Source organism: Methylobacterium segetis (assembly GCF_004348265.1).
GTDB classification, from domain to species: domain Bacteria; phylum Pseudomonadota; class Alphaproteobacteria; order Rhizobiales; family Beijerinckiaceae; genus Methylobacterium; species Methylobacterium segetis.
Map to the genome: position 1 here is coordinate 18,792 of NZ_SMNT01000043.1, position 23,522 is coordinate 42,313.

Genomic DNA, 23,522 nt, shown 5'->3' on the forward strand with positions numbered 1-23,522 from the left:
CTGATGCAACTTTAGCCGAGCTTGAGCAGTCGGGCACAGAGGTGTGAGCGCCTTCGGGGCGGAATCGCCGGCGGGTGGCGCATAAAAGCGACACTTTCGGAGGGCGCGAACGGCTGCAGAGGGGGCTTGTCCACGCTTTCCCCGAGGGGAAGCGGAACGCGCGCGGCGCGCCCGGGCGCAATGTCCGTGGGCGTACGAAGCCGGGACGGACTGGGCCGTTGGGGCGCCGCGGCCTGCAACGCGAGAGCGAATCGACTGGCGGCAGGATCGCGCCGACCTGGCATGACCCCGCACGGACGAACCGCTCGGGTGCCGTCAGAACGAGAAGGCGGCCTCTGCGGCGAAGGCGGACAGCCCCGGCAGGGAGGCGTCGAACAGGGGGCGCGCCCCGAAGGCGTCGCCCGCCCTCACGAACAGCGTTGCCTTGGCGGCGCGATCGCGGCCGAGCACGCAGGCGAGCCGGCCACCGTCCTTGAGCTGATCGAGGAGGGCCTGAGGGCGCACCTCGACGCGGCCGGCGATCAGGATCGCGTCGTAGGGACCCTTGTCCTTCAAGCCGGCCTGCAGCGGCCCCTCGACGACCTCCGCCGTCCCCGCGAGGCGCTCGCGTGCGCCCGCGGCGAGATCCGGCACCGTCTCCAGCGCCACCACGGCGGCGCCGAGCCGGCTCATCAGGGCGGCGGCGTAGCCATAGCCGGCACCGACGTCGAGGACGCGCGCGCCCGGCCGGATCGAGAGGGCCTGGATCAGGCGGGCGAGCACCATCGGGGCGGGCAGGAAGCGCGCGTCCCCCTCGGCTCCGCCGAGGCGCAGCGTCTGGTCGATATAGGCGAAATCCTCGCGGCCCTGCGGCACGAAACGCTCGCGCGGGATGGTGTCGAAGGCGTCGAGCACGGCGACGTCGTTCACGTCGAAGGTTCGCAGCTGACAATCGACCATGAGGCGTCGCGCCTGCGCGTAGTCGAGCATGATGGCCGTCTTCCCTCGCTGCGTGACCCGGCGCATTCCGCCGCCCGCCATCGGGCCGGAACCGGCGCAGCGCTCAAGGTCGGCGGCTTTTCCAAGATCGGCCGCCAAAACGCAAGTCGTCGATGTCCGTGGAGAAGGGCTGGGGCGGCGCGGAACGCCCGCGGCTCTGAAGATGATGGAGGCCTCGCCCGGAATCGAACCGGGGTGCAAGGATTTGCAGTCCTCTGCGTAACCACTCCGCCACGAGGCCGTCCTGCATCCTCCCCGAAGGCCGGATGCATCCCGGAGCAGGCGGCCGCCCCGGGGAGTGGGGGTCTCTAGCAGAGGGTCGGTGGCCTGGGCAACGGGATTTCTCAGTCCCGTCGCGCTTCGCCCCGCCCCCGCTTCGTTCCGGGCGGAATCGTCAAACAACCCGCAACCACGCCCTTGCGCCCGGCACTCGGGCTGTGTAGAGACACCGCCGCGGTCCCCGATAGCTCAGTTGGTAGAGCAAGCGACTGTTAATCGCTTTGTCGTAGGTTCGAGTCCTACTCGGGGAGCCAAACCTTTTCAGGCACTTGGCCAAGGTTCTTGATCGAACGCTCGAAGGGCGTTCGCGAGCCGCCGGCGCCTCAGCGCCCGGAGATGCCGGGGCACCTCACCACCATCGTCCTTCGCGCGTCCAAGCCGAGGCCGGGCCGTCACGCGCGGAGCAGGTGGAGGGTGTAGCGGCCGAGCGGGTCCTGCCAGAAGCCGGCCGCCTCCCAGCCCCCCGCCGCCGCGAGCCGCCGGAACGCGTCGGGCGTGTATTTGTGCGATGTGTCGGTGCGGATGCTCTCGCCCGCCGCGAAGGTGAGGGGGCGGTCGCCCAGGCGGTAGGTGGCGGCTGCCCGTGCCACGAGATGCGCCTCGACGCGCTCCGGATCGGGGCAGAGCCGAACCTCGTGGCGGAAGTTGCCGGGGTCGATGTCGGTATCGAGCTCGCGCCGGAGGCGCCCGAGCAGGTTCAGGTGGAATGCCGCCATCAGCCCGTCCGAGCCGGCATAGGCGCCCTGCAGGGCCTCGCGGTCCCAGGTCGCGTCCACCCCGACGAGGAAGAGGCTCGGCCCGAGCGTCGCCCGTGCCCGGTCCAGGAAGGCGGTCGCCTCCGCGGGTGTGAAGTTGCCGATGCTGGTGCCGGGATAGAAGCCGAGGACGCTGCGCCCCTCCAGCGTCACCGGGAGGCGCACCGGCTTCGTGTAATCGGCGCAACTCCAGAGCATCTCGACGTCGGGATAGTCGGGCGCGAGCCGCGCGACCGCGGCCGCGAGATAATCGCGCGAGATGTCGATCGCCACGTAGGCCGCGGGACGCGGCAGGGCATCGAGCAGCGTCCGGATCTTGCGGCTCGCGCCGCTGCCGAACTCGATCACCGTCGCGCCGGGGCCGAGCCGCGCCGCCACGTCGGCCGCGGCCCGCGGCAGGAGGGCGCTCTCCTCCCGCATGGGATAGTAGTCGGCGTGCCCGCAGATCCGGTCGAACAGGCCGGAGCCCGCCTCGTCCCACAGATACTTGCCGGGCAGCGATTTTTCCGGGGCCGTCAGCCCCGCCAAGGCGTCGCGCAGGAACTCGGCGCGCTCCCCCTCCGGACCGCTCACGAGCGGGTCGCGGTGAGGACGACGAGGGCGATGCGCTCCGCCTCCCCGTAGGCCGGATCGTCGAGTTCCTCGCCGTAGGCATCGGGGTCGTATTCCCGATAGGACCAGTCGAGGCCGGCGCGGGCGCAGGTCGCTCCGGCCGCGTCCCGGAACCCGTCCTCGCCCTCGACGATCGCGGCGCCCGTGAAAAGAACGAGGCTCCCGCCCGGCGCGAGGCGCTCGGTCGCGGCCTCGACCACCGAGAGCGACAGGCCGGCCCCGAGCGGGCCGCCGCCGTGCCGGTAGGCGCGCTCGGACGCATCGATCATGAAGGGCGGGTTGGAGACGATGAGGTCGAAAGAGCCCTCGACATCCTGCAGGAGGTCGCTCCGGCGGGTCTCGATGCCATCGACTCCCGCGAGCCGGGCATTCACGCGCGCGGCGCGCAGGGCTGCGGGATTGATGTCGACGAGGACGGTCTCGGCGCCGGGACTGCGCTTGGCGAGCGCGATCCCCGCCGCTCCGGAGCCGCAGCCGATATCGGCGATGCGGCGCGGCGAACGCTCAAGGCCGTCGAGATGCGCCAGCACCGCCGCCACGAAGCGCGTCGTATCGGGCCCGAAGAAGACCGCGTCGGCCGCGCTCGGCGGGTAGGCCGAGTGGGTGAACAGCTCCCCGTCGAGGCTCGACAGGCGGATCGTCGGACGCAGGAGCCCGCCGTCGCTCACGGCGGCTCCCGCCTCCTCCATCAGCCGCGCCAGCCCCTGGGGCAGACGATCCGGCCGGACGGGACGGCTCCAGCCGAACACGTCCCGGAGGCTGCGCGCCTCGGCGTTCCGGGGCCTCGCGTTGACGCGCGCATGGCTCGCGGGCGTCACGGTGGTGAAGCTGTAGCCCGTCTCGCGCACGGCCCGCGCCAGAGCGAGAAGCGCCTCCTCATTCTCCGGAAAGGGGCTCGGCTGGGTCGCCATCCCGACCTCGGCACCCATCTCAGCTCTCCATCTGCGGAGCGAGGAAGGCGCCCGTGCGCAGGTCCGCGGCGACCTGCTGCGCGTCCCAAAGGGGTGTCTCCTCTCGGCGCCGGAACGGGCAGGCCCAATCGTCCGCCACCGCGCGCCCGCTGAACTGCCGGGCGGCCGAGCGCTCGCCATGCTCGGCGAGCATCGGGTTCGCCGAGCCCGCGAAGGCCACGTCCCGCTCGACGATCGAGGTGCGCAGGCGCTCATAGCGCCCCTCCGCCCGCAGACGCTCGAACTGGTCGTGCAGGTTGAAGACGAGGACCGGGCTCTCGAAGCGGCGCGCAGGCCGGCTCGCCCCCGGATGCAACCCGACGATGAAGAAGCCCTCGCCGCCGAGGCTCACCGAGAAATGCGGGTCGTCCGGGTCCGCCGTGACGCGCGGATCGTAGCCTTGACCGAGGCACTGATCCTTGTCGGAGAGGGATTGGACGCGCGCCCACAGCGCCGCCTCGAACGCCTCTTCCGAGAGGGTGTCCGGCCCCTCGAACACGACCGCGAAGCTCTGGAACAGGTCCCGCTGCTCGCGGTAGCGGCAGATGAAGGCGAGCAGCGCCGGGTAGATGCGCAGGTCGTCCCACCCCGAAGCGATGTCGCGCGCGACCATGACCTTCATCTGCCCGCGCGACAGGGCGGATTTCGCACCCACGCAGGGAAAGGGTGCCTGTCGGATGAAGGTTCGGAAACGCTCGGCCAGGGGATGGGTGCTGTCGTCGGTGGGCAGGAACATTGCGCCTCGTGTCGTGGTGCCGAAGTCAGCCGCAGTGCCGCCCGACGGTCGTCGAACGCACAAGCGCGGCCGCCCAGCGGCTGATCGCAAGAAGATCGCGGTGGGAACCGTCGTGGCCGACCATGGTTCCGTGCAGTTGAGTCGCATCCACAGATATTAATCTGCGTTAATCTGCGTAATGGAGGCGCAATCCGCTTGAATTCTGAAACATATCTGTCAGTCCAGTGCAGAAAGTCCGGCGGCACTCATCATGCTTCATCCGAAATCTCGTAGAGAATCGGTTTGAAAGCGAAGTTGTTCGATTGCGGAGCCGAGCAGGCGGTGAGCCCGATGATCAGGTCGGTCTCCGCCCGGAGCACGATCCGGTCGCCCGCCCGGCTGAGCGGCGGTCGCACCGCCAGTTCCCCGGTCGTGCCGTCGACCGTGACGTTCATGAAGACGTTGAAGGCCACGGGGATGCGGTCGGGACCGATGCCGTAGGGGGCGAGCGCGTGGGCGAGATTGCCGAAGCAGCCGCGATGGGGCTCGGCCTCGTCGTAGAGGATCCGGAACGTGTCGGCCGAGCAGGGGGTCAGCAGGAAATCGTGGCGCCCGACCGTATCCTCGACGATGCGCAGCAGGACGTTGCTGCGGTTCGAGTAGAGCGCGTCGCCGGTCGTCAGGTAGATGCGGTTCGCGTAATCGAGGCTCCGCCCGGACGAGATCACCTCGTCGATGTCGTCGGCCGCGAAGGCGAGGAGATCGGCGACCTGCTCGCCCTCCGGGTCGATCACCGTGAGGTGCTGCCCGCGCGCGAGACGGAATGCGGCGCCCGACCGCGGCGGGATCGTACACCGCGTCCCGGGTCCCCTCTGCGGCGGCGTATCGGCTAGTGAATCTGGCATCGGAACGCGTCCCTCGCGGTCGCCGACAGGATGACGGGCCGCGGGCGTGAACGTGCGAGAAGCGGATTCGCTCACCCGTCGATGCCACTTATGCGTGCATTGCGGATCGCGACTCCCGAACCCGCGTTGTCGCGAGACCGCGGCGAGTCCGTTCCCGCGGCCGATCCTGCCGGCCTCGGGGAAGCGATGGAAACGAGTGTCGAGACGACGGCTCGGAAGAGGCCTGCGCGTGGCGGCGAGATCACGATCCGAGGTCTCGTGCTCGGAGCCGCCATCACCGTCGTGTTCATGGCGGCCAACGTCTATATGGGCCTGAAGACGGGGATGACCTTCTCCTCGTCGATTCCCGCCGCGATGATCTCGATGGGGTGCCTTCGGCTTCTCGGCGGCGCGGGCATCCTCGAGAACAACATCGTGCAGACCCAGGCCTCGGCCGCGGGGACGCTGTGCAACGTCATCCTCGTCCTGCCCGGCCTCGTGCTGATCGGCCATTGGCAGGGCTTTCCCTTCTGGCAGACGAGCGCGGTCTGCCTGCTCGGCGGCCTGCTCGGCGTCGCCTACTCGATCCCGCTGCGCCGGGCCCTGGTCGTCGGCGCCGGCCTCCCCTACCCCGAGGGAACCGCCGCGGCCGAGGTTCTGAAGGCCGGCGAGGGCGGGCGAAGCGACCTTCGCGCATTGATGGGAGCCGCCGCAATCGCCGCAACCCTGGGTCTCGCCACCAACGGGTTCCGCATTCTGGCGGAGGGCATCCACGGGACGGTCGCCGCGGGCTCGGCCGTCTTCCGCATCGGCACGGGCTTCTCCCTCGCCCTGCTCGGCGTCGGCTACCTCGTCGGGATCGGCGCCTGCCTCGCCCTCCTCACGGGCGTCGCCCTCGCCTGGGGGTTGGCCGTGCCCATGCTCACCGCCCTCGGACATGGTGGTCGGGAAGCGCCGGCCGTTGCCGCCGAGGCCGTGTGGTCGGGCGAGGTTCGGCTGATCGGCGCCGGCATCATCGCGGTGGGCGGTGTCTGGACGGTGGCGTCCCTCGTTCGGCCGATCCTCGACAGCATCCGCACCGCCCTTGAGACCGCGCGCGGGGGCGGCGGCGCCGAGGTGCCGCGGCAGGAGCGGGACCTGCCGATCACCTGGGTCGGCGCTGCCGCGCTCGGCCTCGCGGTGCCGCTCGCCGGCCTCTTCGGCTGGTTCTCCCTCGGCGCCGAACTCGGCCTCCTCCTCCCCGTGCTCGTCGCCGCGGCGAGCCTGTTCGCGATTCTCGCCGGCTTCCTGATGGCCGCGACCTGCGGCTATCTCGCGGGTCTCCTGGGCTCGTCCTCGAGCCCGATCTCCGGCATCGGCATCCTCACGACGATCCTCGCGGCGCTCCTCCTGCCGCTCGTCGTCGGACGGGCGGCGGGGCCGGAGGGCGACCGGTTCGTGATCGCCCTGGCCCTCCTCATCGCCTCCGTGATCGTGACCGTCGCCTCGATCGCCAACGACAACCTGCAGGATCTGAAGACCGGCCAACTCGTCGATGCCACGCCCTGGCGCCAGCAGGTCGCCCTGATCGCGGGCGTCGTCGTCGGCGCCGCCGTGATCGCGCCGCTGCTCGCCCTGCTCTACCAAGCCTACGGCTTCGTCGGAGCCCTGCCGCGGGAGGGCATGGACGCGGGCAACGCCCTGCCGGCGCCGCAGGCCGCGCTGATGACCCAGATCGCGAGCGGCATCGTGCGCGGGGAATTGCCCTGGGCCATGGTGCTCACCGGCGCCGGGATCGGAGCCGCGCTCGTCGCGCTGGAGGCGCGCCTGCGGCGGAGGGGATTGTCCTTCCCGGCCCTGACCGTCGGGATCGGCATGTACCTGCCGGTGACCGTGGTGATGACGATCGCGGCCGGTGGGCTCGTGGGATTCCTCGGCGAGCGTGCCCTGCGCGGCCGGACGAGCGATGGCGACGGAGTGGCCGTCGCCGTCCGTCGACGCGGAGTCCTTCTCGCTTCCGGCTTCCTCGTCGGGGAGAGCCTCGTCGGCGTGCTGATCGCCGCGGCCGACACGCTCATCGGCCGCAGCAACGGGCTCGCCCTCGTCGGACCCGGCTTCGGTTCGGCCGCGACCGGGCTCGGCGTCGCCGTCTTCCTCGCGGCCCTCGCCGTCTTCTACCGCTCCGTCTCGCGTCCGCCGGCCTGACCGCGCGCCGGGTGCGGCGCAGGTGCCACGCGCTGCGGCTCTCCGATCGCCCGTTAACGAACCAGTTACCATGGAGGAATAGCGCATTCGAGAAGACAGGCGCATCTCGGCGCCGACGAGTTCAGGTCATGGTCGCCGCAGACATCGTCCCGACTTTGTTGAGTGCCGTTGGATCTCACCTCGATATCTTCGGAGCTCTGGGGCTTGCCCTCGGGTTTGCTGCGGGGATGATGCCAAGGCGGAGCCTGATCCTGTGCGTCTCCGCGGCCTGTGCTGCCACCTTCGGTCTCCATTACTGGCATATCGGAGCGGTCACCGGCATGGCGATGTGCTCCATCTCGGTGGTGCAGAGCCTCGTCTCGGCCCGGTTCATCGGTCCGGGGAGCCGGCGAGCCTGGGTCGTCCCGGTCTTCGGGGCGAGCAGCCTCGTCGCAGCCTCGCTGACGCTGGCGACCTGGAGCGGCTGGGCTTCGGCCTGTGCGGGCGTCGGCGCATTGCTGGCGAGTGCGGCACGCCTGCAGGCCGATGCGCAGACGATGCGCCGCCTCTTCGTCGCAGCGTCCCTGTGCTGGGCCGCGCACAATCTCCTGGTCGGATCGGTCTTCGGCCTGACCTGCGATCTCCTCACGATCTCCGGCCTGGTCGTCGCGCTGCGGCGCCGTGCCGGGCGGACCGGCGCCGGTCCCCTCCGGGCAAAAGCCGCCGACACGGGCGGCCGGGAGGTCGCGGCCTCCTGTCCGGTCGCCGCCTGATCCCGCGCGCCCCGCCCGCTTCGCCTCGATGCCGCCCGCACAGGCCGCCATCGTTCGGGAAATAGTGGCACATCATCAGGGATGATTCGGCAATATAGAGCGGGCCGAATAGGCGCTTAACAGGGCGGTCCGGTCCCCCTACTCTCGCAACGATGACGGCCACGTGGCCGGCTCGCAGGAGGAACGTCGTGGCGAGAGTAGTGCAAGGGAGTAGTGCGACCGATTTCTTTGAGATCGGAGAGGACGATGATCCGATCATCATCTACGCCAATGGTGGGGACGACCTGTTCAACATCACGGGAGACGACGACAGTTTCAATCAGGTCGTGGTCATCGGCGGCAACGGCAACGAAGCCCTGAACGCAACCTTCACGAACGGCACCTTCGCCGGCGGCGCCGGCAACGACACGCTCGACTTGGTCGAGGGCAATTTCGTGTTCGATGGCGGGCCGGGCGTCGACATCCTCAACCTCGGGGCACCGATCACGGCCTTCACCATCGCGTCCCGGGGCGTCGCCGCCACGATCTCGACGGGCGACGATGACGACGACGACGACGACGACGATGATGATGACGACGTTGCCGTCCCGGCGCAGGCCGCGGCCCTCGATGACGACGACGATGATGACGACGATGACGGCGGCGGGGTCGGCACCGTCTCCGTCCAGACCGTCTCGGTCGAGACCTTCGTCTTCGGCAATCTCGTGGTGAAGCAGAACGACGGCAACGCGCTCGTCGACGACCTGCATTACCTGAGCCAGAATCCGGACGTGGCGGCGGCCGGACTCGATCCGGAGGATCATTACGCCGTCTACGGCTGGCGGGAGGGACGCGATCCCAACGCCTTCTTCGACACGGACGGCTACCTCGACGCCTACGCCGACGTGCGGGCCGCGGGGATCAATCCGCTCGACCATTATCGCACCTTCGGCTGGCGGGAGGGCCGCGATCCGTCGGACGATTTCGACACGAAGGCCTACCTCGCGGCCAATCCGGACGTGGCCGCGGCGGGCATCAACCCGCTCGAGCACTACCTCGCCTTCGGATCTGCCGAGGGCCGCGCGGTGGTCGACGACGGCGTCTTCGGCTGAGACCGGAGGGCGCCTAGTCCGTCTGCGCCGCGCCTGAGCCCCCTTTCGGGGGCGGTCGCGCCTCTTGCCGGCGGAGCGCGGGCGAGCGCATCATCCTCGGGCGAGACCAGGTCCCTGCGTCTCGTTCCGACAACTTCGCCCTGCGGTCTTCCGGACCGCGGGGCTTTTCGTATCGGGTGCTCGAAGCCGGATTCCGCGCCAAACCCGGGAGGCCGGCGCCGTGGTGGAACGGCCGCACCATCGCCGTGGGCCTCGAGACCGATCGGGAGGCGCGGACCTCCCGGCGGCCGAAGGTTTGGATGCGACAGAGCCCAGGCCTTGCCCCGGTCGGGGCTGCGAATGCTGCCTCCGGCGGACCCGAACCGGGTTTGCCCGCGTTCCGTCACGACCCTTCAACGAGGTGGACGCTGATGGCAACGAACACGCAGGGCCTCTCCGACAAGGCCCTCTCGATCTTCACCTTCGCCGCCTATCACCGTCTGCTGAGCGGCGAGCGCGTCGCCTCGGTGGTGCGCAAGGATGGCCACGGCCACGAGGCCGACCCGGACGGCGTGGCCGAACTCGAGCGGCGCGGATTGATCAGCGCCGACGACACGCGGATCTCCCTGAACGACGAGGCGGAAACGTTCGTCGACGGCTTGGTCTCCGCGATCCGCCGGGCGGGAGGCGCTTGAGGCGCCGGCAAGCCCCCGCGCGACCGTGCTCGGCGCGTTCCGGACGAGCCGCGGGATGACAACGCGCGACGCCGCTCCAGATCGGGAGGGAGATTCCCGCATCCGGAGGCGGGCGCGGTGTGTTTCGCGGAGACTGGGGAGACGACCTTGGCGGCGACCAATCGGCAGAACACGGAGTTTCTGTTTCGCCTCGCCGACGAGGCTTGGCGCGCGGAGATGGCCGGGCGCTACGGGGCGGCGGCGGCCGACCTGCGATACGCGCCGGAGGCCCGCGGCGAGGCGGGTTCCCGCTTGCGGCAGGCCTTCAACGCGCGTGAGCGCGCCTATCACCTCTGGCTGAAGGCTCGGGGGCTGGGCGATTTCCGTCACGCACCGCTGGTCCGGGCGCCGGAGCCCCTCGCGGTCGGGCGCAACGGATTTCCGGCGTCCCTGTCCTCCTGACACGGCCCTGGAACGGAATGGGCGGTGGGGCGGATGCGGCCCGAGAGAGGAGCGCAGATCGCCCGCTTCGGCGACCGGCATGCAACCGGACCGTGTCCTTATCACCGGCCGCGCTGAACTCTTGCCGGCGGACCGGCGTTCCTTCGTCCCTGATCGAGGCTCACTCGACGGATGGAGGAACGCTCATGCGTATGAAGATCCTGCTGCCGCTGGCCGCTCTGCTCGCACTCACCGCCTGCAAGGACGAGAAGAAGGCGGAGGCGCCCCCCAACCCGCCGGCCTCGACCACCACGGCTCCGACGAACCCGGCTCCGCCCCCGCCGGCCTCGCCGACGCCGGCTCCCGCCAACAAGCCGGCGGGACAGTGAACGGCTGACACTCCGATCGGAGCGACACCGACGTCGCCGATCCAGGGCAGCGCGTTGCGGAAGCCGCGCGCTGCTCACGGCGCCCGTCCCATCCGCGTGATGGGCGCCCGCCGGCTCACCCTGACATCGCCGAAAGATCGACCAAGAGATCGACCAAGAGATCGGGAGAGGTGTGGCGGGGATGCCGCCGTGTTCCTGGTGCCTGGAAGCGGAACCGGAGTCAGAGACGGGCGAGGCTGACGCGGGCTGTTCCCGCGACGCCGATGGCGCGGGCCGAGGCGTTCGACAGATCGATCACCCGGCCGCCGACGAACGGGCCACGATCGTTGATGCGGACCACGACGGAGCGGCCGTTCAGCCGGTTCGTCACGCGAACTTTGGTGCCGAAGGGCAGCGTCCGGTGCGCCGCGGTCAGAGCATGCGTGTTGAAGCGCTCGCCATTGGCCGTGCGCCGACCCTGGAAGCCGGGCCCGTACCAGGATGCGACACCGGACTGGCCCTGATGGTGGCCTGCGTGAACACCGTGCGTCCGTGCGCCCCGGGCCTGGGCCTCCGGAGTGGCAAACCCGCCCAGGACGATGACGGTCAGGGCGACGAGTGCGCGGCGGATGGTCGAGACCATCGTACATTCCCACTGTTGTTTTCGACGAGGCGCAAGATGTCTGGGAATGCGGCGAGACTATGTTGCGGTGCAATATGACCATGTTCGGGCGAGATTGCCGTATTTGTGGCAGTTTTTCATGAGAATATCGACGTAAGATCTCGATGATAATTGCAAGTAGACCGAAATTGATCATCGAATAGCGCGAACGCTCCGAATGATATCGCAGGACGCACGAATGTGCGCGCCGTCGGCAAAAGGTCACTCTTTGGCCCTCGGGCGGCTGCCATTTCGTGGCAGGAGGACCCGATCGGCAGCGATTGCCGGCCCCTCCCGCGCTCGAGATCCCGATGGTCCTGCGTCCGCCGTTGTTCCGGCTCAGCCTGTATCTCCTGCTCTGTCTGTCGCTGCCGGATGCCGCCCACGCGGAGCGCGCGGTGGGCGCCTCGGTGCGCACCTGGCTGTCGGCCGTCGTGACGAAGATCGGCGCGGCCGACCGCTCGGCCGCGCCGCGCTCACCGGGCGGCACCGTCACGATCCGGGTTCGCATCGCCGCCGACGGCAGCCTGAAGGATGCGTCGGTGGAGGCGGGTTCGGGTTCTGCCGCCCTCGACGACCGTGCCCTGGCCGCCGCGCGCGCCGCGGGACCCTTCGCCCCGCCCCCGCGGGAACTTCTCACGGAGGATGGGACGACGGAGTTGAGCTTCCCGCTCGATCTCGCCCGCCGCCGCTGAGCGGGGCCGACGCGCCGCGGGCCGCTCCTGCGGACGGAACGTGCCGGCTCGACCCGAGGCCCTGCGCCGCGGCAGGACGCTCGCGCAGCTTTCATGATCGATGAAGGCTGGGCGGCGTCCTAGTAGCTCGTGTCGCTGTTGCGCTGGCGGCAGCGGTAGCCGGCGAAGCACGCCGGATCGTCCCGCGCCGGCACGAAGGCGGGCGCGGCCGTGGTGTCGCCGGTGCAGGCGCCGCCCGTCCGCGAGACCTGCTCGTAGGCGTTGGGGCTCGTCGCCAGCGTCACGGATCCGGCCCGCGTGACGAGGAGGCGCACGTCTTCGCAGGCGAGGGCCGGGGTGTAGGGGCGTTCCCCCGCCCGGGCGGGACCCAGCGCGAGGGTTCCCGCGAGCGCCAGGTATGCGGTGCGAAGCCGAAACCCGTCCATGTTGCGGATTGCCTCCCTGCCCCGCCGTGATCGGCCGGCAGGCCCGATTTATCGATCCCGCCCCGCCGGCGGGCAAGAGGCTCCGGATGCGGCGCCGCGCGCGCCGAGGGCAGCCAGCAGGATCGCTTCCATGGCCCGGTAGCCCTCCGGGGTCAGGTGAACGCCGTCGCTGCCGAAGCCGGGCCGCAACGCGCCTTCCTCCGTGGCGAGAACCGCGTGGTAATTGATGAAGCGCGCCCCGGCGCCGGCCGACTGCTCGCGAAGCCAGCGGTTCAGGGCGGCGATGGACGGCCTGGGGGAAACCTCCGGGTTCCAGGCGATGGCGGTCGCCGGCGTGATCGAGCCGAGCCAGACGGGCAGGCCGAGCCTCCGCCCCTCGGCCACCATGGCGGCGATGTTCTCCTGGATCCGCGGAAGCGGCACCGGCCCCTCGACCTCGGCGATGTCGTTGATCCCGCACATCAGGTGCACGCCGCGGGCGCCCGCCGCGAGGATCTCGTCGCGGAAGCGCGCACGGATCCGGCCGGAGGTCTCGCCGCCGATCCCGCGATTGACGAAACCGTGCCGCGCGAAGAGGCCGGGCTGCGCCTCGCCCCAACCCTCGGTGATGGAATCGCCGACGAAGACGATCGGCCGCGACATCGCCCCGGAAATCATAGCCGCTGCCTCATCGGCGTCGGGCGATCTCCGGCTCGGCATTGTGCCGGGTCGCCGAGGGCTGAAACGGCCGCGCTGAAACCTTCTGCTGTCCGCGTCATTAATTCCTCGAACCTGTCACAAGTTAATCCACGACCCCGGTCGGCGGACGAGGCGCCTCGCCGGAAGGAGGTGCCATGCGCGACTGTAACGGACGCCGCCCGTTCTGCACCGGAGTGACCGCGGATCCGCGCCTGCACGGGATCGCGCGGGGGCTTGCGGAACTCTACGAGCCGCAGCTTCGCGAGACGACGCCCGAGTCGTTGGCGAAGCTTGCCACCGTTATCGATCGCCGCCTCCGGTTTCAGCCCCCGAAGGGAAGGACCTGATGCGCACGATCACGCACTCGCCGCCCCTGGCCCTCGTGGTCGAGACCGTCCCGGCCGAGCGCGAGCGGGCGGTGGCCCTGCTCGAGGAGACGGCGCTCGACGTCCTGACCTGCGCGAGCGGCGAGGCCGCGATCGAGGTGCTGCAGAGATGTGGGCACGACGTCGCCCTGATGGTCACGCGCGCGTCCCTGGACTGCGAGCGCGACGGCATCCGCCTTGCCAGGGCGGTGGGAAAGCTCTGGCCGCGGATCCGCCTCGTCGTCACCGCCGGAGAGCCCGAGGCCGGGGCCGCCGATCTCCCGGGCGCTGCGACCTGCCTGAGACGCCCGTGGCTGCCCCTCGACCTCCTCGTCGAGGCGCACCGGGCCGTGGACCGGCCGGCCCCGGTCGTGTGAGGCCTTAAGCGCATCGCACGGGCCCGGCTGCGAAAGCGACCGATCCGCTGTAGGGTGATCCCCCGGCCGTCCGGCCCGACGAGGCGAGCATGATCGACACGACGCCCAGCGCCCTCTTCGTCGCGGCCTTCTGTGCCGCAGCGATCGTCCTCAGCGGCCACTTCGCCTGCGCCACGCCCTTTGCCGCCCTCGCGACGCTCGCCGCCCTCACCCGTCCCGGCCGCGCGGCGCTCCTCTGCGTCGGTGCGGCGTGGCTGCTCAACCAAGTGATCGGCTTCGGGCTCCTCGGCTACCCGGCCGACGGGGCGACGATCGGTTGGGGTTTCGCGCTCGGGGCCTCGGCGCTCCTCGCCGTGCCGGCCGCCCGGGGTGCGGGACGATTCGCCCCGATTCCCGCCGCGCGCGCTGCGACCGGTCTCCTCGCCGCCTTCGCCGCCTACGAGGCCGGCCTCTGCGTCGCGGCCCTCGTCCTGCCCGGGAGCGTGGGGGCCTATGCGCCCGCCGTCGTCGCGCGGCTCTTCCTGATCAATCTCGGCACGCTCGCAGGCGCGATGCTCCTTCGTGCCTCTGTCGCTGCCCTCGCCCGCCCTCGCCTCGCCCGCCCTCGCCTCGCCGCCTGAGCCGGCCGCCATGCGCCGCTTCCCGCCCGAACGGATCGTCTGCCTGACGGAGGAGACGGTCGAGACCCTGTACCTGCTCGGCGAGGAGGACCGCATCGTCGGCGTCTCGGGCTACGCCGTGCGCCCAGTCCGGGTGCGCCGGGAAAAGCCCCGCGTCTCGGCCTTCACCAGCGCGGACCTTCCCAAGATCCTGGCGCTCCGCCCCGATCTCGTCCTCGCCTTCTCCGACCTGCAGGCCGGGATCGCGGCCGACCTCGCCCGTGCGGGCATCGCCGTCCACCTCTTCAACCAGCGCGACGTTGCCGGCATCCTCGCGATGATCCGAACCCTCGGGGCGCTCGTCGGCTGCCCGGATCGCGCCGAGGCGCTGGCCACCGCCTACGCGGCCCGACTGGCCGAGATCGCCGCGGGGGCGGAGAACGACCGCCGGCCACGGGTGTATTTCGAGGAGTGGGACGAGCCGCTGATCTCGGGGATCGGCTGGGTCTCGGAGTTGATCGGGATCGCGGGCGGCAGGGATGTCTTCGCCGACCGCGCCCGCGAGCCGGCGGCCCGGGACCGGGTCGTGACGCCCGAAGCGGTGATCGCGGCGGCGCCCGAGGTGATCCTCGCCTCCTGGTGCGGCCGGAAGGTGGTGCCGGCGCGCATCGCCGCCCGCCCGGGCTGGGGCGCGATCCCCGCCGTGGAAGCGGGGCAGATCGTGGAGATCAAGTCGGCCCTGATCCTGCAGCCGGGCCCCGCCGCCCTCGGCGACGGGCTCGACGCGATCCGGGCCGCGCTGCGGCCGGCAGCCGCCGGTCGCGTCCAGCCGCCGGTCATCCGGACGGCGTGAGGCGCTCGCCCGGCGTGCCGCCGCCCGCCCGTGCGCCCCGTGCGCTGACGATGCCGTGGCGCAGGGTCACCTGCTCCAGATCGTCGATCACGGCGAGCAACCCCGCGCGGGCGCTCGCGAAAGCGTCCGGCTCGTCGTCGGGCGGCGTCTCCGCGAGCTTGACGGCGGCGATCAGGACCCGGTCCCGCTCGTCCTCGATGCGGGGATCGCGCTCGACCTGCCCGCGGATCCGGGCGTCGAAGGCCGCGATCACGGCGAAAGGCAGGTCGTCCCGGCCGCTGCCGCCCGAGAAGGCCCGCGCGCGAGCCCGGCCCTCGGCCGCCGCCTGCCTCATCGCATCCGCGAGTCTGTCCGCCACTGGCCGCTCCATGTCCGGGGTCGTCCTCGGACAACGCCAAGGCCGCGCGGTCGCTCCCGGGGCGCCGTAAGCCCTTTGCGCCGGCGCTGGGATGCCGGATCCTCCAGAAAGAGGCTTTACAACGTCGCCGCCCCTGGCGACTGATGGGCTCCAAGGCCGCTCGTTCTCCCCGGCTGCTGCCTGTCCCGAACCATCGATTCCGACGGCGGCCGATGCCCCAGCGATACTTCTTCCGATTGGTGCAGGCACAGGCCGTGATCGAGGATCCGACCGGTGTCGTGGCCGACGATCTGGATCAGGCGATCACGGAGGCCCGGGCCGCCGTGGAGGAACTGCGGTTGGTGGGGGAACTTCCGGACGATGCCGGCGCCTGGCGCATGGAGATCCGGGACGAGGCGGGAAGCCTCCTACACGTGCTCAGCCTCGACTGAGGCGACGGGGAGCCGGGGGATCTTCAGCAGGATCGCCCGCACATGAGCGCGAACCAGGGCGGCGGTCGATCCGGACGGGGCGGGTGCGGAGATACCCAACGCATCAACCTGAAGGAGCATCTCCGTCGAAACGCCACCGCCGGACAACATGACGCGACTCCCGTACGAACGCCCTCATCCGTCATCGCAGCGCGAATCGGTGGACGCAGACTGTATCGGGTCGGGGGATGAGGAAATACCAAATGTTACTTTTGAAGCCTTGGCTATAAACGGCCCGACCCGCTAGGCTGCCATCATCCGGCCGTTCCGTCGGAGCGCCACTCTTGAGCGTTCCCACGCCTCCTGACCGTTGACGGCCGCGCTGCCCGGCTTCCCCTTCACACCGACACGGCTCGCGTCATCCCGGATGCCCCCGATCTCCCCGACCCTGCGCGCGCTCCGCCGCGGCGATCTCGCCGGCGTGCGGGAACTCCGAATTTCAGAGGGGCTGACCGAATTCCCGGCCGAGATCCTCGGCCTCGCGGACACGCTGGAGGTCCTCGACCTGAGCGGCAATGCGCTCGCGGACCTGCCCGCGGAGATCGCGCGCCTCGGCCGCCTGCGGGTCCTGTTCTGCTCCGGCAACCGCTTCGAGCGCCTGCCCCCCGCCCTCGGCGGCTGCCCGATGCTGAGCCAGATCGGCTTCCGCGCCGCCGGCCTGCGCGAGATTCCGGGCGAGGCCCTGCCCGCGACCCTCCGCTGGCTGACGCTGACCGACAACGCGATCGCGCACCTGCCGGATGCGCTCGGCCGGCGGCCGCTTCTGCAGAAGCTGATGCTCGCCGGAAACCGCCTGCGCTCCCTGCCGCCCACCCTCGCGGGGGCGGAGCGGCTGGAATTGCTGCGGATCTCCGCCAACGGGATCGAAACCCTTCCCGCCTGGCTCGGCGGCCTGCCGCGCCTCGCCTGGATCTCCTGGGCCGGAAACCCCTGCGAGCCCGCCGCGGGACAGGCGCGCGCCGCGGAGATCCCCTGGTCAGAAATCGTTCCCGGCGACCTGCTGGGCGAGGGCGCCTCCGGCCGGGTGCACCGCGCGCTCTGGCATGCGGAAGGGGGAGCCGGAGGGCCCGTCGCCCTCAAGCTGTTCAAGGGCGCCATGACGAGCGACGGGCTGCCCGAGCGGGAGATGGCCGCCTGCCTCGCCGCGGGCGCGCACCCGAACCTGACCGGGGCTCTCGGGCGCCTCACCGGCCACCCGGACGGCGCGCAGGGGCTCGTGATGCCTCTCCTGCCGCCGCATTGGCGCCCGCTCGCCGGGCCGCCGAGCCTCGCGAGCTGCAGCCGGGACGTCTACGCTCCCGAGCTTCAGGTCGGATGGGCGAGCGCAACCCGGATCGCGCGCGAGACGGCGCGGGCCGCCGCCCATCTCCATGGGCGCGGGTTCCTCCACGGCGATCTGTACGGGCACAACATCCTGTGGGACGGCAGCGCCGGGGCGGCTGTGCTGAGCGATTTCGGGGCGGCCTCGGTTCTTCCGCCCGGTGACCTCGCCGCGGCCCTGCTGCGGACGGAGGTCCTGGCCTGGGGCCTCCTCCTCGGCGAGTTGCTCGACCTGTGCCCGTCCGACGCGTCCGCGACGAGCGTCCTGCGGACGCTGGAGGCCGCCTGCCTTCAGGCCGATGTCGCGGCCCGTCCGGACATGACCGAGATCCTGCACGCGCTTCCGGCCTGAGGCCGCGCGTCGGCCCTCGGGGCGGGAGGGGGCGACCATCGCGGGCGGCCCGGTCCCCGCGAGCGCACAGGCCCGCGCCGCCTCAGAGCCGGTCGGCGAGCCCGACGAGGGCTGCGGGCACGCTCGGGTTGGAGGCACCGGCCGACGGCTCCTCGGCCGCCGAGCGGAGCAGCCTCAGAAGCTTGCCGCGGTCGAGGGAGTCACGGTCGGACAGGCAGTTGACGATGACCTGCAGGCTGTACTCGATCGCGACGATGCGAGCTTCGAGCTCGCGCTGCTTCGTTTCCATCCCTGCCACTCCTCGTTTTTCTGCCGAGGATGGTAGCCGGCGCGGCGCCGGGCAGAACCCACAGTTTCGCCGACCCTGACCCGCTTCCGGCAGCGCGCGGCTCAGGTGCGGAAGGCCGCGCCGCAGACGATGGGCGCCGGTGCCCCGCAGCGGGGACAGGGACCCGACAGGGCGACGAAGCCGCTCTCGCCACGGCGGCCGCAGGACGCGGCGCTCGGCCCCTTCGGCCGGACGCGGACGCGGTAGATCAGCCGGCAGGTGCCCTGATAGAGCATCGGCGTCTCCGCCAGGCGCCGGCCGAGGCGCGCCTGCGCCTCCCGGAAGACCGTGACGCCGTCCGAGCGCCGAAAGGCGTTGATCCAGTACGCGGCTTGGTCGTGTGCGGCCTCGGGCATGTCGGCGCTCCCTGTCGGCGGCCGGTCGCTGTCTCCCGCGAAGGCCGGGCGTGACGCGGGGACCGGCCCGAGCCTCAGGCGGCCTCCCGGTCCGGAGGCCAGGGTACGAAGCCCGCCTGTGCTCCGGTCCCCACGAGGCCCTTCGAGCGAAGATAGGCCGCGAGCCGCGGATATCGCTCGAGGTCCGGGCCGTCCGGATTCTCGGCGCGGCAGGGGTGGCAGACGGCGACGTTCCAGGCGGCGATGTGCCGTCCCTCCCCGAAGGATGGCCCCAGCCGCATCGAGCGGCGGCAGAGGATGCACGCGGTGCGGAATGCCTGTTCCATCGCGGATCGATGTCCTTGCGCCCCCGGCGCGTCTCTGGCCGGAAAGCTCTTGTGGATCGGTTAAGGCCGTTGGGCAGAGGGTGGAGAACCCCACCCGCGCGACGCTTTTTCCCCGTGATGTCCGTGCGCGCCGCGCTATGCTGGCGGGGATGAGCAACGTCATCCGCCCCGATTTCGGCAGAGCCCGGCGCCCCGAGCCGGATCCGGACACGCGTCGTGCCGCGGAGGCGATCTGCCTCTACGGTGAGGAGGCGGGCTACCGGGTCGGCTTGGTGGCGGACGAATCCGAGACGCAGGGACCCGTTCTGACCGTCTTCGTCGGGGCGCTCGACAGCGAGGAGGTCGAGGCGGTCGCGATCACGCCCGCGACGCCCGAGGGCCGCGCCGACGCCGACGCGATCGGTCTCGCGATCCTGCGTGCGCTGGAGATCGTCGGCCGCGGCCGGGACCCCGAACCCGGCGAGCCGGCCTGAGGGCGGTCAGCCCCGCTTCTGACCTTTGGTGTAGGCCGAGATGGCGGACTGGCAGTTCGGCGACAGCTTGGCCTTGTTCTGCCGGAAGCAGGCCTGAACCTCCGGGCTGTCCGGCTCCAGGTCGCCGCAATAGGTGAAGTAATCGCCCGTGCAGGACCTCTTCAGCTCGCTGCGGTCGGCGGACGTGGCGCCGCCTGGGGCCGCCACCGCGGCGGCGGTGGTCAGAAGGAGGGCGGAAACGGTGCGTACCAGCAAGGACTCTACTCCAGACAGCCCGGTCCTGCCGGGCGGAGGCCGTAGACCAAGGGATCGCGACGAGAATGGGTTAGCGTGGCCGTAGCGGCCCCTGGATGCGATGAAGCCCGCCGCGGCGCGAGCCGGGCGGGCTTCACCGGATGGATCGTCCGATCGCTCAGCAATCGTCGTCCTTCTTGCCGACCTTCTGATCCGCGCCCGCATTGTTCATGGCACCGACGGTGCCGGGCGAGGCGGGCTGCTCGCCGCCGGCGAGGTTCTTGGCGGCCGGGTCGGTCCGGTCGCCCTTGCTGGCCTGATTGCCCGTCCCCTGGTTCGGACCGGTCGCTTGGTTCGCGCCGACGTTGTTCATCGCGCCGACGGTGCCGGGCGAGGCGGGCTGCTGACCACCCGCGAGGTTCTTGCTGGAATTGTCGACGTCCGAGCTCTTCGTGTTCGTCGCCTGCTGCTCGGGATTCTTGTCCTTGGTCGAGCCGGTGTTGCACGGCGCGGCGAGAACCGACCCCGCCGTGAGGGCGAGAATGGCGGCGCTGCTGATTAGAGTTGTGACTTTCATGGCGATTTCCTCCTCTAGTTGCTGCGGGGAAGGAAATCGTTCGGCTTACCGGAGGTTCCGCGCGGACGTCCCCGAGTTTCGGGAACGTCCGCGGTCGGATCGGGCGGCCGATGATCGCGATGCCGGCCGCGCGGCCCCGGCTCAGTGGCGCGGCAGCGTGTGCAGGGCCTTCAGGAAGACGTCGACGTCCTCCCGCGTGTTGTAGAAGGCGAGCGAGGCGCGCACCGACTGGTCGACGCCGAAGCGGCGCAGGGCCGGCAGGGCGCAGTGATGGCCGGAGCGCACCGCGATCCCGTGCGCGTCGAGGTGGTGGGCCACCGCCTCGTTCTCGTGCCCCTCGATGACGAAGGACATCACGCTGGCCTTCTCCCGCGCCGTGCCGATCAGCCGCAGGCCCTTCACCTCGGCGAGGCCGGCCTGCGCGTATTCGAGGAGATCGTGCTCGTAGGCCGCGATGCCCGGCAGGCCGACGCCCTCGAGATAGTCGAGGGCGGCGCCGAGGCCCACGGCGCCGGCGATGTCGGGCGTGCCCGCCTCGAACTTCTCGGGCGCGCCCTTGTAGACGGTCTTCGAGAAGGTGACGTCCTCGATCATGTGGCCGCCGCCCTGCCAGGGCGGCATCGCCTCGAGGAGGTGCGTCTTGCCGTAGAGCGCGCCGATCCCGGTCGGCCCGAACACCTTGTGCCCGGAGAAGACGAGGAAGTCCGCGTCGAGCGCCTGCACGTCGAGGGGGATGTGCGGCGAGGATTGCGCCGCATCGACCAGCACCGGAACGCCGTAGGCGTGCGAGAGCTGGATGATCTCCGCGACCGGGTTGATGGTGCCGAGCGCGTTGGCGACATGCGTCACCGAGACGATCTTCGTGCGGCCGGACAGGAGGGCGGCGAATTGCTCGAAGATGATCTCGCCCCGGTCGTTGACCGGGATCACGCGCAGCGTCGCGCCGGTGGCCTGGGTGAGGAGCTGCCAGGGCACGATGTTGGCGTGGTGCTCGATCGTCGAGACGATGATCTCGTCGCCCGGGCCGATATGGGCGCGGCCGTAGGAGTTCGCGACGAGGTTGATCGCCTCCGTGGTGCCGCGCAGGAAGACGATGTCGTCCTTCGTCGGCGCGTTGAGGAAGCGGCGCACCTTCTCGCGGCCGCCCTCGAACAGGTCCGTGGACCGGGCGGCGAGCGTGTGCGCGGCCCGGTGAATGTTCGAGTTGTGCCGGCCGTAGAACTCGCTCGTCGCGTCGATCACGCTCTGCGGCTTGTGGGTCGTCGCCGCGTTGTCGAGCCAGACGAGCGGGTGGCCGTTGACGCTCTGGTGGAGGGCCGGGAAATCCCGGCGCACGCTCTCCACGTCGAAGGGCGCGGCGACCGGGCTCGACCCGTGCGAGGTGACGCGCGGCGCGGGGCCGGGATGGCGCGAGGGCTCGACGCGGGGCCGGGCGTGGGTCTTCGGAGGCCGCGCGGCGGCGGGCGCCAGGAAGTAGTAGTCGGAGGCCGGCGCCGCGGGCTCCGGCGCCCGCGAGAGACGGCCCGTCCGCCGGAAGCTCTCCTGCGCCTCGTCGACGCCGTGGCGCGACGGGTCGGCCGGCACGAGCCCCGGCGCCAGCGCATGGGCGAAGGCGTTCGCCCGCGGATGGTCGGCCGCGATCCGGCGGTGCAGGTCGCGCCCGCCCGGCAGCGCTGCGGCCACCTCGGGCAGGCTCGGCACGAAGAACTCGGGCAGGGCCCGGCGCGAGGCGAACGGGTCGGAGAGGGGATGGACCGAGGGGATCGCCGCCGCGTCGAACGAGACGGGGCCGGCGGGCGCTGGGTTCGGCACGGAGGCTCCCGTCACCCCCGGCAGGCCGACGGGCGGCGCGCCGAAGGAGCGGGCGGCGAGCGCCGAGGCGTCCGGCTGCAGGCCCTGGGGCAACCCGCCCGCGGGCGCCGAGGGGACACCCAGGCCGGCGCTCGGCAGGGGCGCGCCGCCGGGCCCCTGCGGCAGGCTCTCGAAGCCCTGCGGCACCTGCGGGCTCGCCGGGAGTTCCGGCGCGAAGGGCTGGCTTGCCGCCTGCCCCTGCCCGTAGATCTCGCGGGCGAGGCGCCCGACGAGATCCGCATGCGCCAGCTCGCCGGGGTTGCCCGCCGGCAGGCCCAGGCTGGCCGCCGGCAGGCCCAAGCTGGCCGCCGGCAGGAAGGCCGGCGCCTTAGGCGTAGTCATGGTAGTTGCCCAGGAGCACGTTATCGAGACGGGCGATCGCGTCCTCGACCAGCACGGCGGCCGAGAAGTAGCGGGTCACGAGATGCGAGGCGATGGAGTGGTCGTTGGTGCCCATGTAGCGCACCGACAGGCCGGGCTCGATCTCGCCCGTGACGCCCGACTTCTGGAGGGCGACGACGCCCTGCTCGCCCTCGCCGACGCGCAGCAGCAGGATCGAGGTGGTCTGCGCCCCCGTGACCGGGTCGGTGTCGATCGGCAGCTTGTCGCTCGGCACCAGCGGCACGCCGCGCCAGGTGATGAAGGGCGCGCCGAACAGGTGCACCACCACCGGCGGCACGCCGCGGCGGGTCGCCTCCCGGCCGAAGGCCGCGATGGCGCGCGGATGCGCCACGAAGAAGGCGGGCTTCTTCCAGACGAGCGTCAGGAGCTCGTCGAGATCGTCCGGGGTCGGCGGGCCGCCGCGGGTCGGGATGCGCTGGCGCGAGCCGACCTCGTGGAGGAGGCCGAATTGCGAGTTGTTGAGGAGCTCCCACTCCTCGCGCTCCTTCACGGCATCGACCGTGAGGCGGATCTGCTCGCGGAGCTGGTCGATCTCGTTCGAGTAGAGATCGGTGACGCGGGTATGGGTGTTGAGGATCGTCTGGATCGTGGAGAGGTGGTACTCGCGCGGATCCACCTCGTAGTCGACGAAGGTGGTCGGCAGGCGCGGCTCGCCCGCATGCACCGCCAGGAGCTCTATACCCTGCTCGCCGTAGGAATTGGTGTGGCCCTTGAGCCGGTCACGCTCCTCGATGTGCTGGGTGATGCGCGAACGGATCGCCTCGTCCTCGATCGCGGCCCGGTCGAGGGTGAGGAGCGTCACGGCCGAGAGCGCCTTCACGGCCGGGGCCGGCCCGGCCTCGCCGACGAGGGTGTCGTCCCCGAAATAGTCGCCCCGGGTGGCGAGGCCCTGGCGCAGCCGGCCCTTGTAGGGGCCCGACAGGCTCAGCTCGACCGTGCCGTCGGCGACGATCGTCAGGCTGCGTTCGGCCGAACCCTCCTCGCTGATGACCTCGCCGGCCTGATGGCGGCTCTCGGTGAACTTGCCGGCCAGCGTCGCCAGTTCGGCATCGCCGAGCCGGCTGAACAGCGGCACGGCCCGCAGGGAGCCGGGGCGGATGACCCGGCCCTTGTCGTCCGTGGCGAGATCGATGCGGCCGGGCTTGGCCAGCACCACGGCG

At 71.1% G+C, this 23,522-nt stretch carries 29 protein-coding genes and 2 tRNA genes; 14 read left to right on the forward strand and 17 right to left on the reverse strand.

All coding sequences use genetic code 11. The annotated features are described in order from the left end of the window. Positions 1-315: 315 nt before the first annotated feature. Both E1J50_RS12865 and E1J50_RS12870 read right to left on the reverse strand, forming a co-directional pair. Positions 316-969, reverse strand: a complete 654-nt coding sequence (locus E1J50_RS12865; RefSeq protein WP_132254223.1) for a protein-L-isoaspartate O-methyltransferase family protein — start codon at positions 967-969, stop codon at positions 316-318. 176 nt (positions 970-1,145) lie between these two features. After that, positions 1,146-1,219, reverse strand: a tRNA-Cys gene (locus E1J50_RS12870). A 216-nt stretch (positions 1,220-1,435) separates the two neighbouring features. Here E1J50_RS12870 and E1J50_RS12875 point away from each other — a divergent pair. Further along, a tRNA-Asn gene (locus E1J50_RS12875) sits at positions 1,436-1,511 on the forward strand. A 138-nt stretch (positions 1,512-1,649) separates the two neighbouring features. Here the strand turns inward: E1J50_RS12875 and egtD are convergent. From egtD to E1J50_RS12895, 4 genes are all read right to left on the reverse strand, one after another. Further along, positions 1,650-2,585: an L-histidine N(alpha)-methyltransferase gene (gene egtD / locus E1J50_RS12880; RefSeq protein ID WP_132254226.1), complete on the reverse strand. Its 936-nt coding sequence runs from the start codon at positions 2,583-2,585 to the stop codon at positions 1,650-1,652. Continuing rightward, on the reverse strand, positions 2,582-3,553 hold the full coding sequence (locus E1J50_RS12885; RefSeq protein ID WP_207919202.1) for a methyltransferase: 972 nt from the start codon (positions 3,551-3,553) through the stop codon (positions 2,582-2,584). The genes egtD and E1J50_RS12885 overlap by 4 nt, the downstream gene beginning before the upstream one ends. A 1-nt stretch (position 3,554) precedes the next feature. Beyond that, the gene (gene gntA / locus E1J50_RS12890) at positions 3,555-4,310 is read right to left on the reverse strand and encodes a guanitoxin biosynthesis heme-dependent pre-guanitoxin N-hydroxylase GntA (RefSeq protein ID WP_132254228.1); all 756 of its coding nucleotides are present in this window, start codon (positions 4,308-4,310) and stop codon (positions 3,555-3,557) included. 248 nt (positions 4,311-4,558) lie between these two features. Further along, entirely contained in the window at positions 4,559-5,194 is a 636-nt protein-coding gene (locus E1J50_RS12895) for a DUF1989 domain-containing protein (RefSeq protein WP_132254230.1), read from the reverse strand. A 186-nt stretch (positions 5,195-5,380) separates the two neighbouring features. Here E1J50_RS12895 and E1J50_RS12900 point away from each other — a divergent pair, with 186 nt between their 5' ends. The 6 genes from E1J50_RS12900 (at position 5,381) to E1J50_RS12930 (ending at position 10,683) form a co-directional block, all read left to right on the forward strand. Then, positions 5,381-7,357, forward strand: coding sequence for an OPT family oligopeptide transporter (locus E1J50_RS12900; protein ID WP_132254232.1), 1,977 nt, complete (start codon positions 5,381-5,383; stop codon positions 7,355-7,357). A gap of 227 nt (positions 7,358-7,584) precedes the next feature. After that, positions 7,585-8,109, forward strand: a complete 525-nt coding sequence (locus E1J50_RS12905; protein ID WP_245516562.1) for a YgjV family protein — start codon at positions 7,585-7,587, stop codon at positions 8,107-8,109. A 188-nt stretch (positions 8,110-8,297) separates the two neighbouring features. Further along, a complete protein-coding gene (locus tag E1J50_RS28085; RefSeq protein ID WP_245516563.1) occupies positions 8,298-9,200 on the forward strand; it encodes a hypothetical protein in 903 nt (300 codons plus the stop codon). A 410-nt stretch (positions 9,201-9,610) separates the two neighbouring features. Next, the gene (locus E1J50_RS12920; RefSeq protein ID WP_132254238.1) at positions 9,611-9,874 is read left to right on the forward strand and encodes a hypothetical protein; all 264 of its coding nucleotides are present in this window, start codon (positions 9,611-9,613) and stop codon (positions 9,872-9,874) included. A gap of 147 nt (positions 9,875-10,021) precedes the next feature. Continuing rightward, the gene (locus tag E1J50_RS12925; RefSeq protein WP_132254240.1) at positions 10,022-10,315 is read left to right on the forward strand and encodes a hypothetical protein; all 294 of its coding nucleotides are present in this window, start codon (positions 10,022-10,024) and stop codon (positions 10,313-10,315) included. A 185-nt stretch (positions 10,316-10,500) separates the two neighbouring features. Beyond that, complete coding sequence (locus E1J50_RS12930; RefSeq protein ID WP_132254242.1) at positions 10,501-10,683, forward strand: hypothetical protein; 183 nt, start codon at positions 10,501-10,503, stop codon at positions 10,681-10,683. Positions 10,684-10,903: 220 nt separating this feature from the next. On the opposite strand, the gene E1J50_RS12935 is transcribed toward E1J50_RS12930, so the two are convergent. Beyond that, positions 10,904-11,305, reverse strand: coding sequence for a septal ring lytic transglycosylase RlpA family protein (locus E1J50_RS12935; protein ID WP_132254244.1), 402 nt, complete (start codon positions 11,303-11,305; stop codon positions 10,904-10,906). 329 nt (positions 11,306-11,634) lie between these two features. Here E1J50_RS12935 and E1J50_RS12940 point away from each other — a divergent pair, with 329 nt between their 5' ends. Next, positions 11,635-12,018 (forward strand): TonB family protein, encoded by a 384-nt coding sequence (locus E1J50_RS12940; protein WP_132254247.1) that lies wholly within the window; start codon positions 11,635-11,637, stop codon positions 12,016-12,018. Positions 12,019-12,137: 119 nt separating this feature from the next. Here E1J50_RS12940 and E1J50_RS12945 read toward each other — a convergent pair whose 3' ends face one another. Both E1J50_RS12945 and E1J50_RS12950 read right to left on the reverse strand, forming a co-directional pair. Beyond that, complete coding sequence (locus E1J50_RS12945) at positions 12,138-12,443, reverse strand: hypothetical protein (RefSeq protein WP_132254249.1); 306 nt, start codon at positions 12,441-12,443, stop codon at positions 12,138-12,140. Positions 12,444-12,491: 48 nt separating this feature from the next. Further along, complete coding sequence (locus E1J50_RS12950) at positions 12,492-13,085, reverse strand: GDSL-type esterase/lipase family protein (RefSeq protein WP_132254252.1); 594 nt, start codon at positions 13,083-13,085, stop codon at positions 12,492-12,494. A 382-nt stretch (positions 13,086-13,467) separates the two neighbouring features. Between E1J50_RS12950 and E1J50_RS12955 the strand changes: the two genes are divergently transcribed. The 3 genes from E1J50_RS12955 to E1J50_RS12965 all read left to right on the forward strand — a co-directional run bounded on the left by E1J50_RS12955 (position 13,468) and on the right by E1J50_RS12965 (position 15,315). Continuing rightward, the gene (locus tag E1J50_RS12955) at positions 13,468-13,863 is read left to right on the forward strand and encodes a DNA-binding transcriptional response regulator (protein WP_132254254.1); all 396 of its coding nucleotides are present in this window, start codon (positions 13,468-13,470) and stop codon (positions 13,861-13,863) included. An 89-nt stretch (positions 13,864-13,952) separates the two neighbouring features. Then, positions 13,953-14,483, forward strand: coding sequence for a hypothetical protein (locus tag E1J50_RS12960; RefSeq protein WP_245516564.1), 531 nt, complete (start codon positions 13,953-13,955; stop codon positions 14,481-14,483). A 10-nt stretch (positions 14,484-14,493) separates the two neighbouring features. Continuing rightward, positions 14,494-15,315, forward strand: a complete 822-nt coding sequence (locus E1J50_RS12965) for a cobalamin-binding protein (RefSeq protein WP_132254273.1) — start codon at positions 14,494-14,496, stop codon at positions 15,313-15,315. Here the strand turns inward: E1J50_RS12965 and E1J50_RS12970 are convergent. Continuing rightward, a complete protein-coding gene (locus tag E1J50_RS12970) occupies positions 15,299-15,673 on the reverse strand; it encodes a hypothetical protein (RefSeq protein WP_132254257.1) in 375 nt (124 codons plus the stop codon). The two genes, E1J50_RS12965 and E1J50_RS12970, sit on opposite strands and share 17 nt — an antisense overlap. 212 nt (positions 15,674-15,885) lie before the next feature. Here E1J50_RS12970 and E1J50_RS12975 point away from each other — a divergent pair, with 212 nt between their 5' ends. Next, on the forward strand, positions 15,886-16,104 hold the full coding sequence (locus tag E1J50_RS12975) for a DUF6894 family protein (RefSeq protein ID WP_132254259.1): 219 nt from the start codon (positions 15,886-15,888) through the stop codon (positions 16,102-16,104). A 406-nt stretch (positions 16,105-16,510) separates the two neighbouring features. Next, complete coding sequence (locus E1J50_RS12980) at positions 16,511-17,815, forward strand: leucine-rich repeat-containing protein kinase family protein (protein ID WP_132254261.1); 1,305 nt, start codon at positions 16,511-16,513, stop codon at positions 17,813-17,815. An 82-nt stretch (positions 17,816-17,897) separates the two neighbouring features. Here the strand turns inward: E1J50_RS12980 and E1J50_RS12985 are convergent, their stop codons facing one another. The 3 genes from E1J50_RS12985 to E1J50_RS12995 all read right to left on the reverse strand — a co-directional run bounded on the left by E1J50_RS12985 (position 17,898) and on the right by E1J50_RS12995 (position 18,825). Beyond that, a complete protein-coding gene (locus tag E1J50_RS12985) occupies positions 17,898-18,104 on the reverse strand; it encodes a hypothetical protein (protein ID WP_132254262.1) in 207 nt (68 codons plus the stop codon). Positions 18,105-18,205: 101 nt separating this feature from the next. Further along, the gene (locus E1J50_RS12990) at positions 18,206-18,499 is read right to left on the reverse strand and encodes a hypothetical protein (RefSeq protein WP_132254263.1); all 294 of its coding nucleotides are present in this window, start codon (positions 18,497-18,499) and stop codon (positions 18,206-18,208) included. A 74-nt stretch (positions 18,500-18,573) separates the two neighbouring features. Further along, entirely contained in the window at positions 18,574-18,825 is a 252-nt protein-coding gene (locus tag E1J50_RS12995; protein ID WP_132254264.1) for a hypothetical protein, read from the reverse strand. 149 nt (positions 18,826-18,974) lie between these two features. Between E1J50_RS12995 and E1J50_RS13000 the strand changes: the two genes are divergently transcribed. Further along, positions 18,975-19,298 carry a hypothetical protein gene (locus E1J50_RS13000; RefSeq protein ID WP_132254265.1) on the forward strand — a complete coding sequence of 108 codons (324 nt, stop codon included), beginning with the start codon at positions 18,975-18,977 and terminating at the stop codon, positions 19,296-19,298. Between the two features lie 6 nt (positions 19,299-19,304). Here the strand turns inward: E1J50_RS13000 and E1J50_RS13005 are convergent, their stop codons facing one another. The 4 genes from E1J50_RS13005 to E1J50_RS13020 form a co-directional block, all read right to left on the reverse strand. Beyond that, entirely contained in the window at positions 19,305-19,553 is a 249-nt protein-coding gene (locus tag E1J50_RS13005; protein ID WP_132254266.1) for a hypothetical protein, read from the reverse strand. A gap of 157 nt (positions 19,554-19,710) precedes the next feature. Continuing rightward, on the reverse strand, positions 19,711-20,109 hold the full coding sequence (locus E1J50_RS13010) for an exopolysaccharide production protein YjbE (protein ID WP_132254267.1): 399 nt from the start codon (positions 20,107-20,109) through the stop codon (positions 19,711-19,713). Between the two features lie 141 nt (positions 20,110-20,250). Further along, a complete protein-coding gene (locus tag E1J50_RS13015) occupies positions 20,251-22,302 on the reverse strand; it encodes a family 2A encapsulin nanocompartment cargo protein cysteine desulfurase (RefSeq protein ID WP_132254268.1) in 2,052 nt (683 codons plus the stop codon). After that, positions 22,289-23,522, reverse strand: a 1,234-nt coding sequence (locus E1J50_RS13020) for a family 2B encapsulin nanocompartment shell protein (RefSeq protein WP_132254269.1), incomplete at its 5' end; no start/stop codon positions are given. The genes E1J50_RS13015 and E1J50_RS13020, both read right to left, overlap by 14 nt.

What these genes read in the sequence shown, in the direction of transcription:
- E1J50_RS12865 (WP_132254223.1), bottom strand. Translation starts at nt 969, where the DNA reads ATGCTCGACTACGCGCAGGCGCGACGCCTCATGGTCGATTGTCAGCTG.
- E1J50_RS12885 (WP_207919202.1), bottom strand. Translation starts at nt 3,553, where the DNA reads ATGGGTGCCGAGGTCGGGATGGCGACCCAGCCGAGCCCCTTTCCGGAG.
- gntA (WP_132254228.1), bottom strand. Translation starts at nt 4,310, where the DNA reads ATGTTCCTGCCCACCGACGACAGCACCCATCCCCTGGCCGAGCGTTTC.
- E1J50_RS12895 (WP_132254230.1), bottom strand. Translation starts at nt 5,194, where the DNA reads ATGCCAGATTCACTAGCCGATACGCCGCCGCAGAGGGGACCCGGGACG.
- E1J50_RS12900 (WP_132254232.1), top strand. Translation starts at nt 5,381, where the DNA reads ATGGAAACGAGTGTCGAGACGACGGCTCGGAAGAGGCCTGCGCGTGGC.
- E1J50_RS12905 (WP_245516562.1), top strand. Translation starts at nt 7,585, where the DNA reads ATGATGCCAAGGCGGAGCCTGATCCTGTGCGTCTCCGCGGCCTGTGCT.
- E1J50_RS12920 (WP_132254238.1), top strand. Translation starts at nt 9,611, where the DNA reads ATGGCAACGAACACGCAGGGCCTCTCCGACAAGGCCCTCTCGATCTTC.
- E1J50_RS12930 (WP_132254242.1), top strand. Translation starts at nt 10,501, where the DNA reads ATGCGTATGAAGATCCTGCTGCCGCTGGCCGCTCTGCTCGCACTCACC.
- E1J50_RS12935 (WP_132254244.1), bottom strand. Translation starts at nt 11,305, where the DNA reads ATGGTCTCGACCATCCGCCGCGCACTCGTCGCCCTGACCGTCATCGTC.
- E1J50_RS12940 (WP_132254247.1), top strand. Translation starts at nt 11,635, where the DNA reads ATGGTCCTGCGTCCGCCGTTGTTCCGGCTCAGCCTGTATCTCCTGCTC.
- E1J50_RS12945 (WP_132254249.1), bottom strand. Translation starts at nt 12,443, where the DNA reads ATGGACGGGTTTCGGCTTCGCACCGCATACCTGGCGCTCGCGGGAACC.
- E1J50_RS12950 (WP_132254252.1), bottom strand. Translation starts at nt 13,085, where the DNA reads ATGTCGCGGCCGATCGTCTTCGTCGGCGATTCCATCACCGAGGGTTGG.
- E1J50_RS12955 (WP_132254254.1), top strand. Translation starts at nt 13,468, where the DNA reads ATGCGCACGATCACGCACTCGCCGCCCCTGGCCCTCGTGGTCGAGACC.
- E1J50_RS12960 (WP_245516564.1), top strand. Translation starts at nt 13,953, where the DNA reads ATGATCGACACGACGCCCAGCGCCCTCTTCGTCGCGGCCTTCTGTGCC.
- E1J50_RS12965 (WP_132254273.1), top strand. Translation starts at nt 14,494, where the DNA reads ATGCGCCGCTTCCCGCCCGAACGGATCGTCTGCCTGACGGAGGAGACG.
- E1J50_RS12975 (WP_132254259.1), top strand. Translation starts at nt 15,886, where the DNA reads ATGCCCCAGCGATACTTCTTCCGATTGGTGCAGGCACAGGCCGTGATC.
- E1J50_RS12980 (WP_132254261.1), top strand. Translation starts at nt 16,511, where the DNA reads ATGCCCCCGATCTCCCCGACCCTGCGCGCGCTCCGCCGCGGCGATCTC.
- E1J50_RS12985 (WP_132254262.1), bottom strand. Translation starts at nt 18,104, where the DNA reads ATGGAAACGAAGCAGCGCGAGCTCGAAGCTCGCATCGTCGCGATCGAG.
- E1J50_RS12990 (WP_132254263.1), bottom strand. Translation starts at nt 18,499, where the DNA reads ATGCCCGAGGCCGCACACGACCAAGCCGCGTACTGGATCAACGCCTTT.
- E1J50_RS12995 (WP_132254264.1), bottom strand. Translation starts at nt 18,825, where the DNA reads ATGGAACAGGCATTCCGCACCGCGTGCATCCTCTGCCGCCGCTCGATG.
- E1J50_RS13000 (WP_132254265.1), top strand. Translation starts at nt 18,975, where the DNA reads ATGAGCAACGTCATCCGCCCCGATTTCGGCAGAGCCCGGCGCCCCGAG.
- E1J50_RS13010 (WP_132254267.1), bottom strand. Translation starts at nt 20,109, where the DNA reads ATGAAAGTCACAACTCTAATCAGCAGCGCCGCCATTCTCGCCCTCACG.
- E1J50_RS13015 (WP_132254268.1), bottom strand. Translation starts at nt 22,302, where the DNA reads ATGACTACGCCTAAGGCGCCGGCCTTCCTGCCGGCGGCCAGCTTGGGC.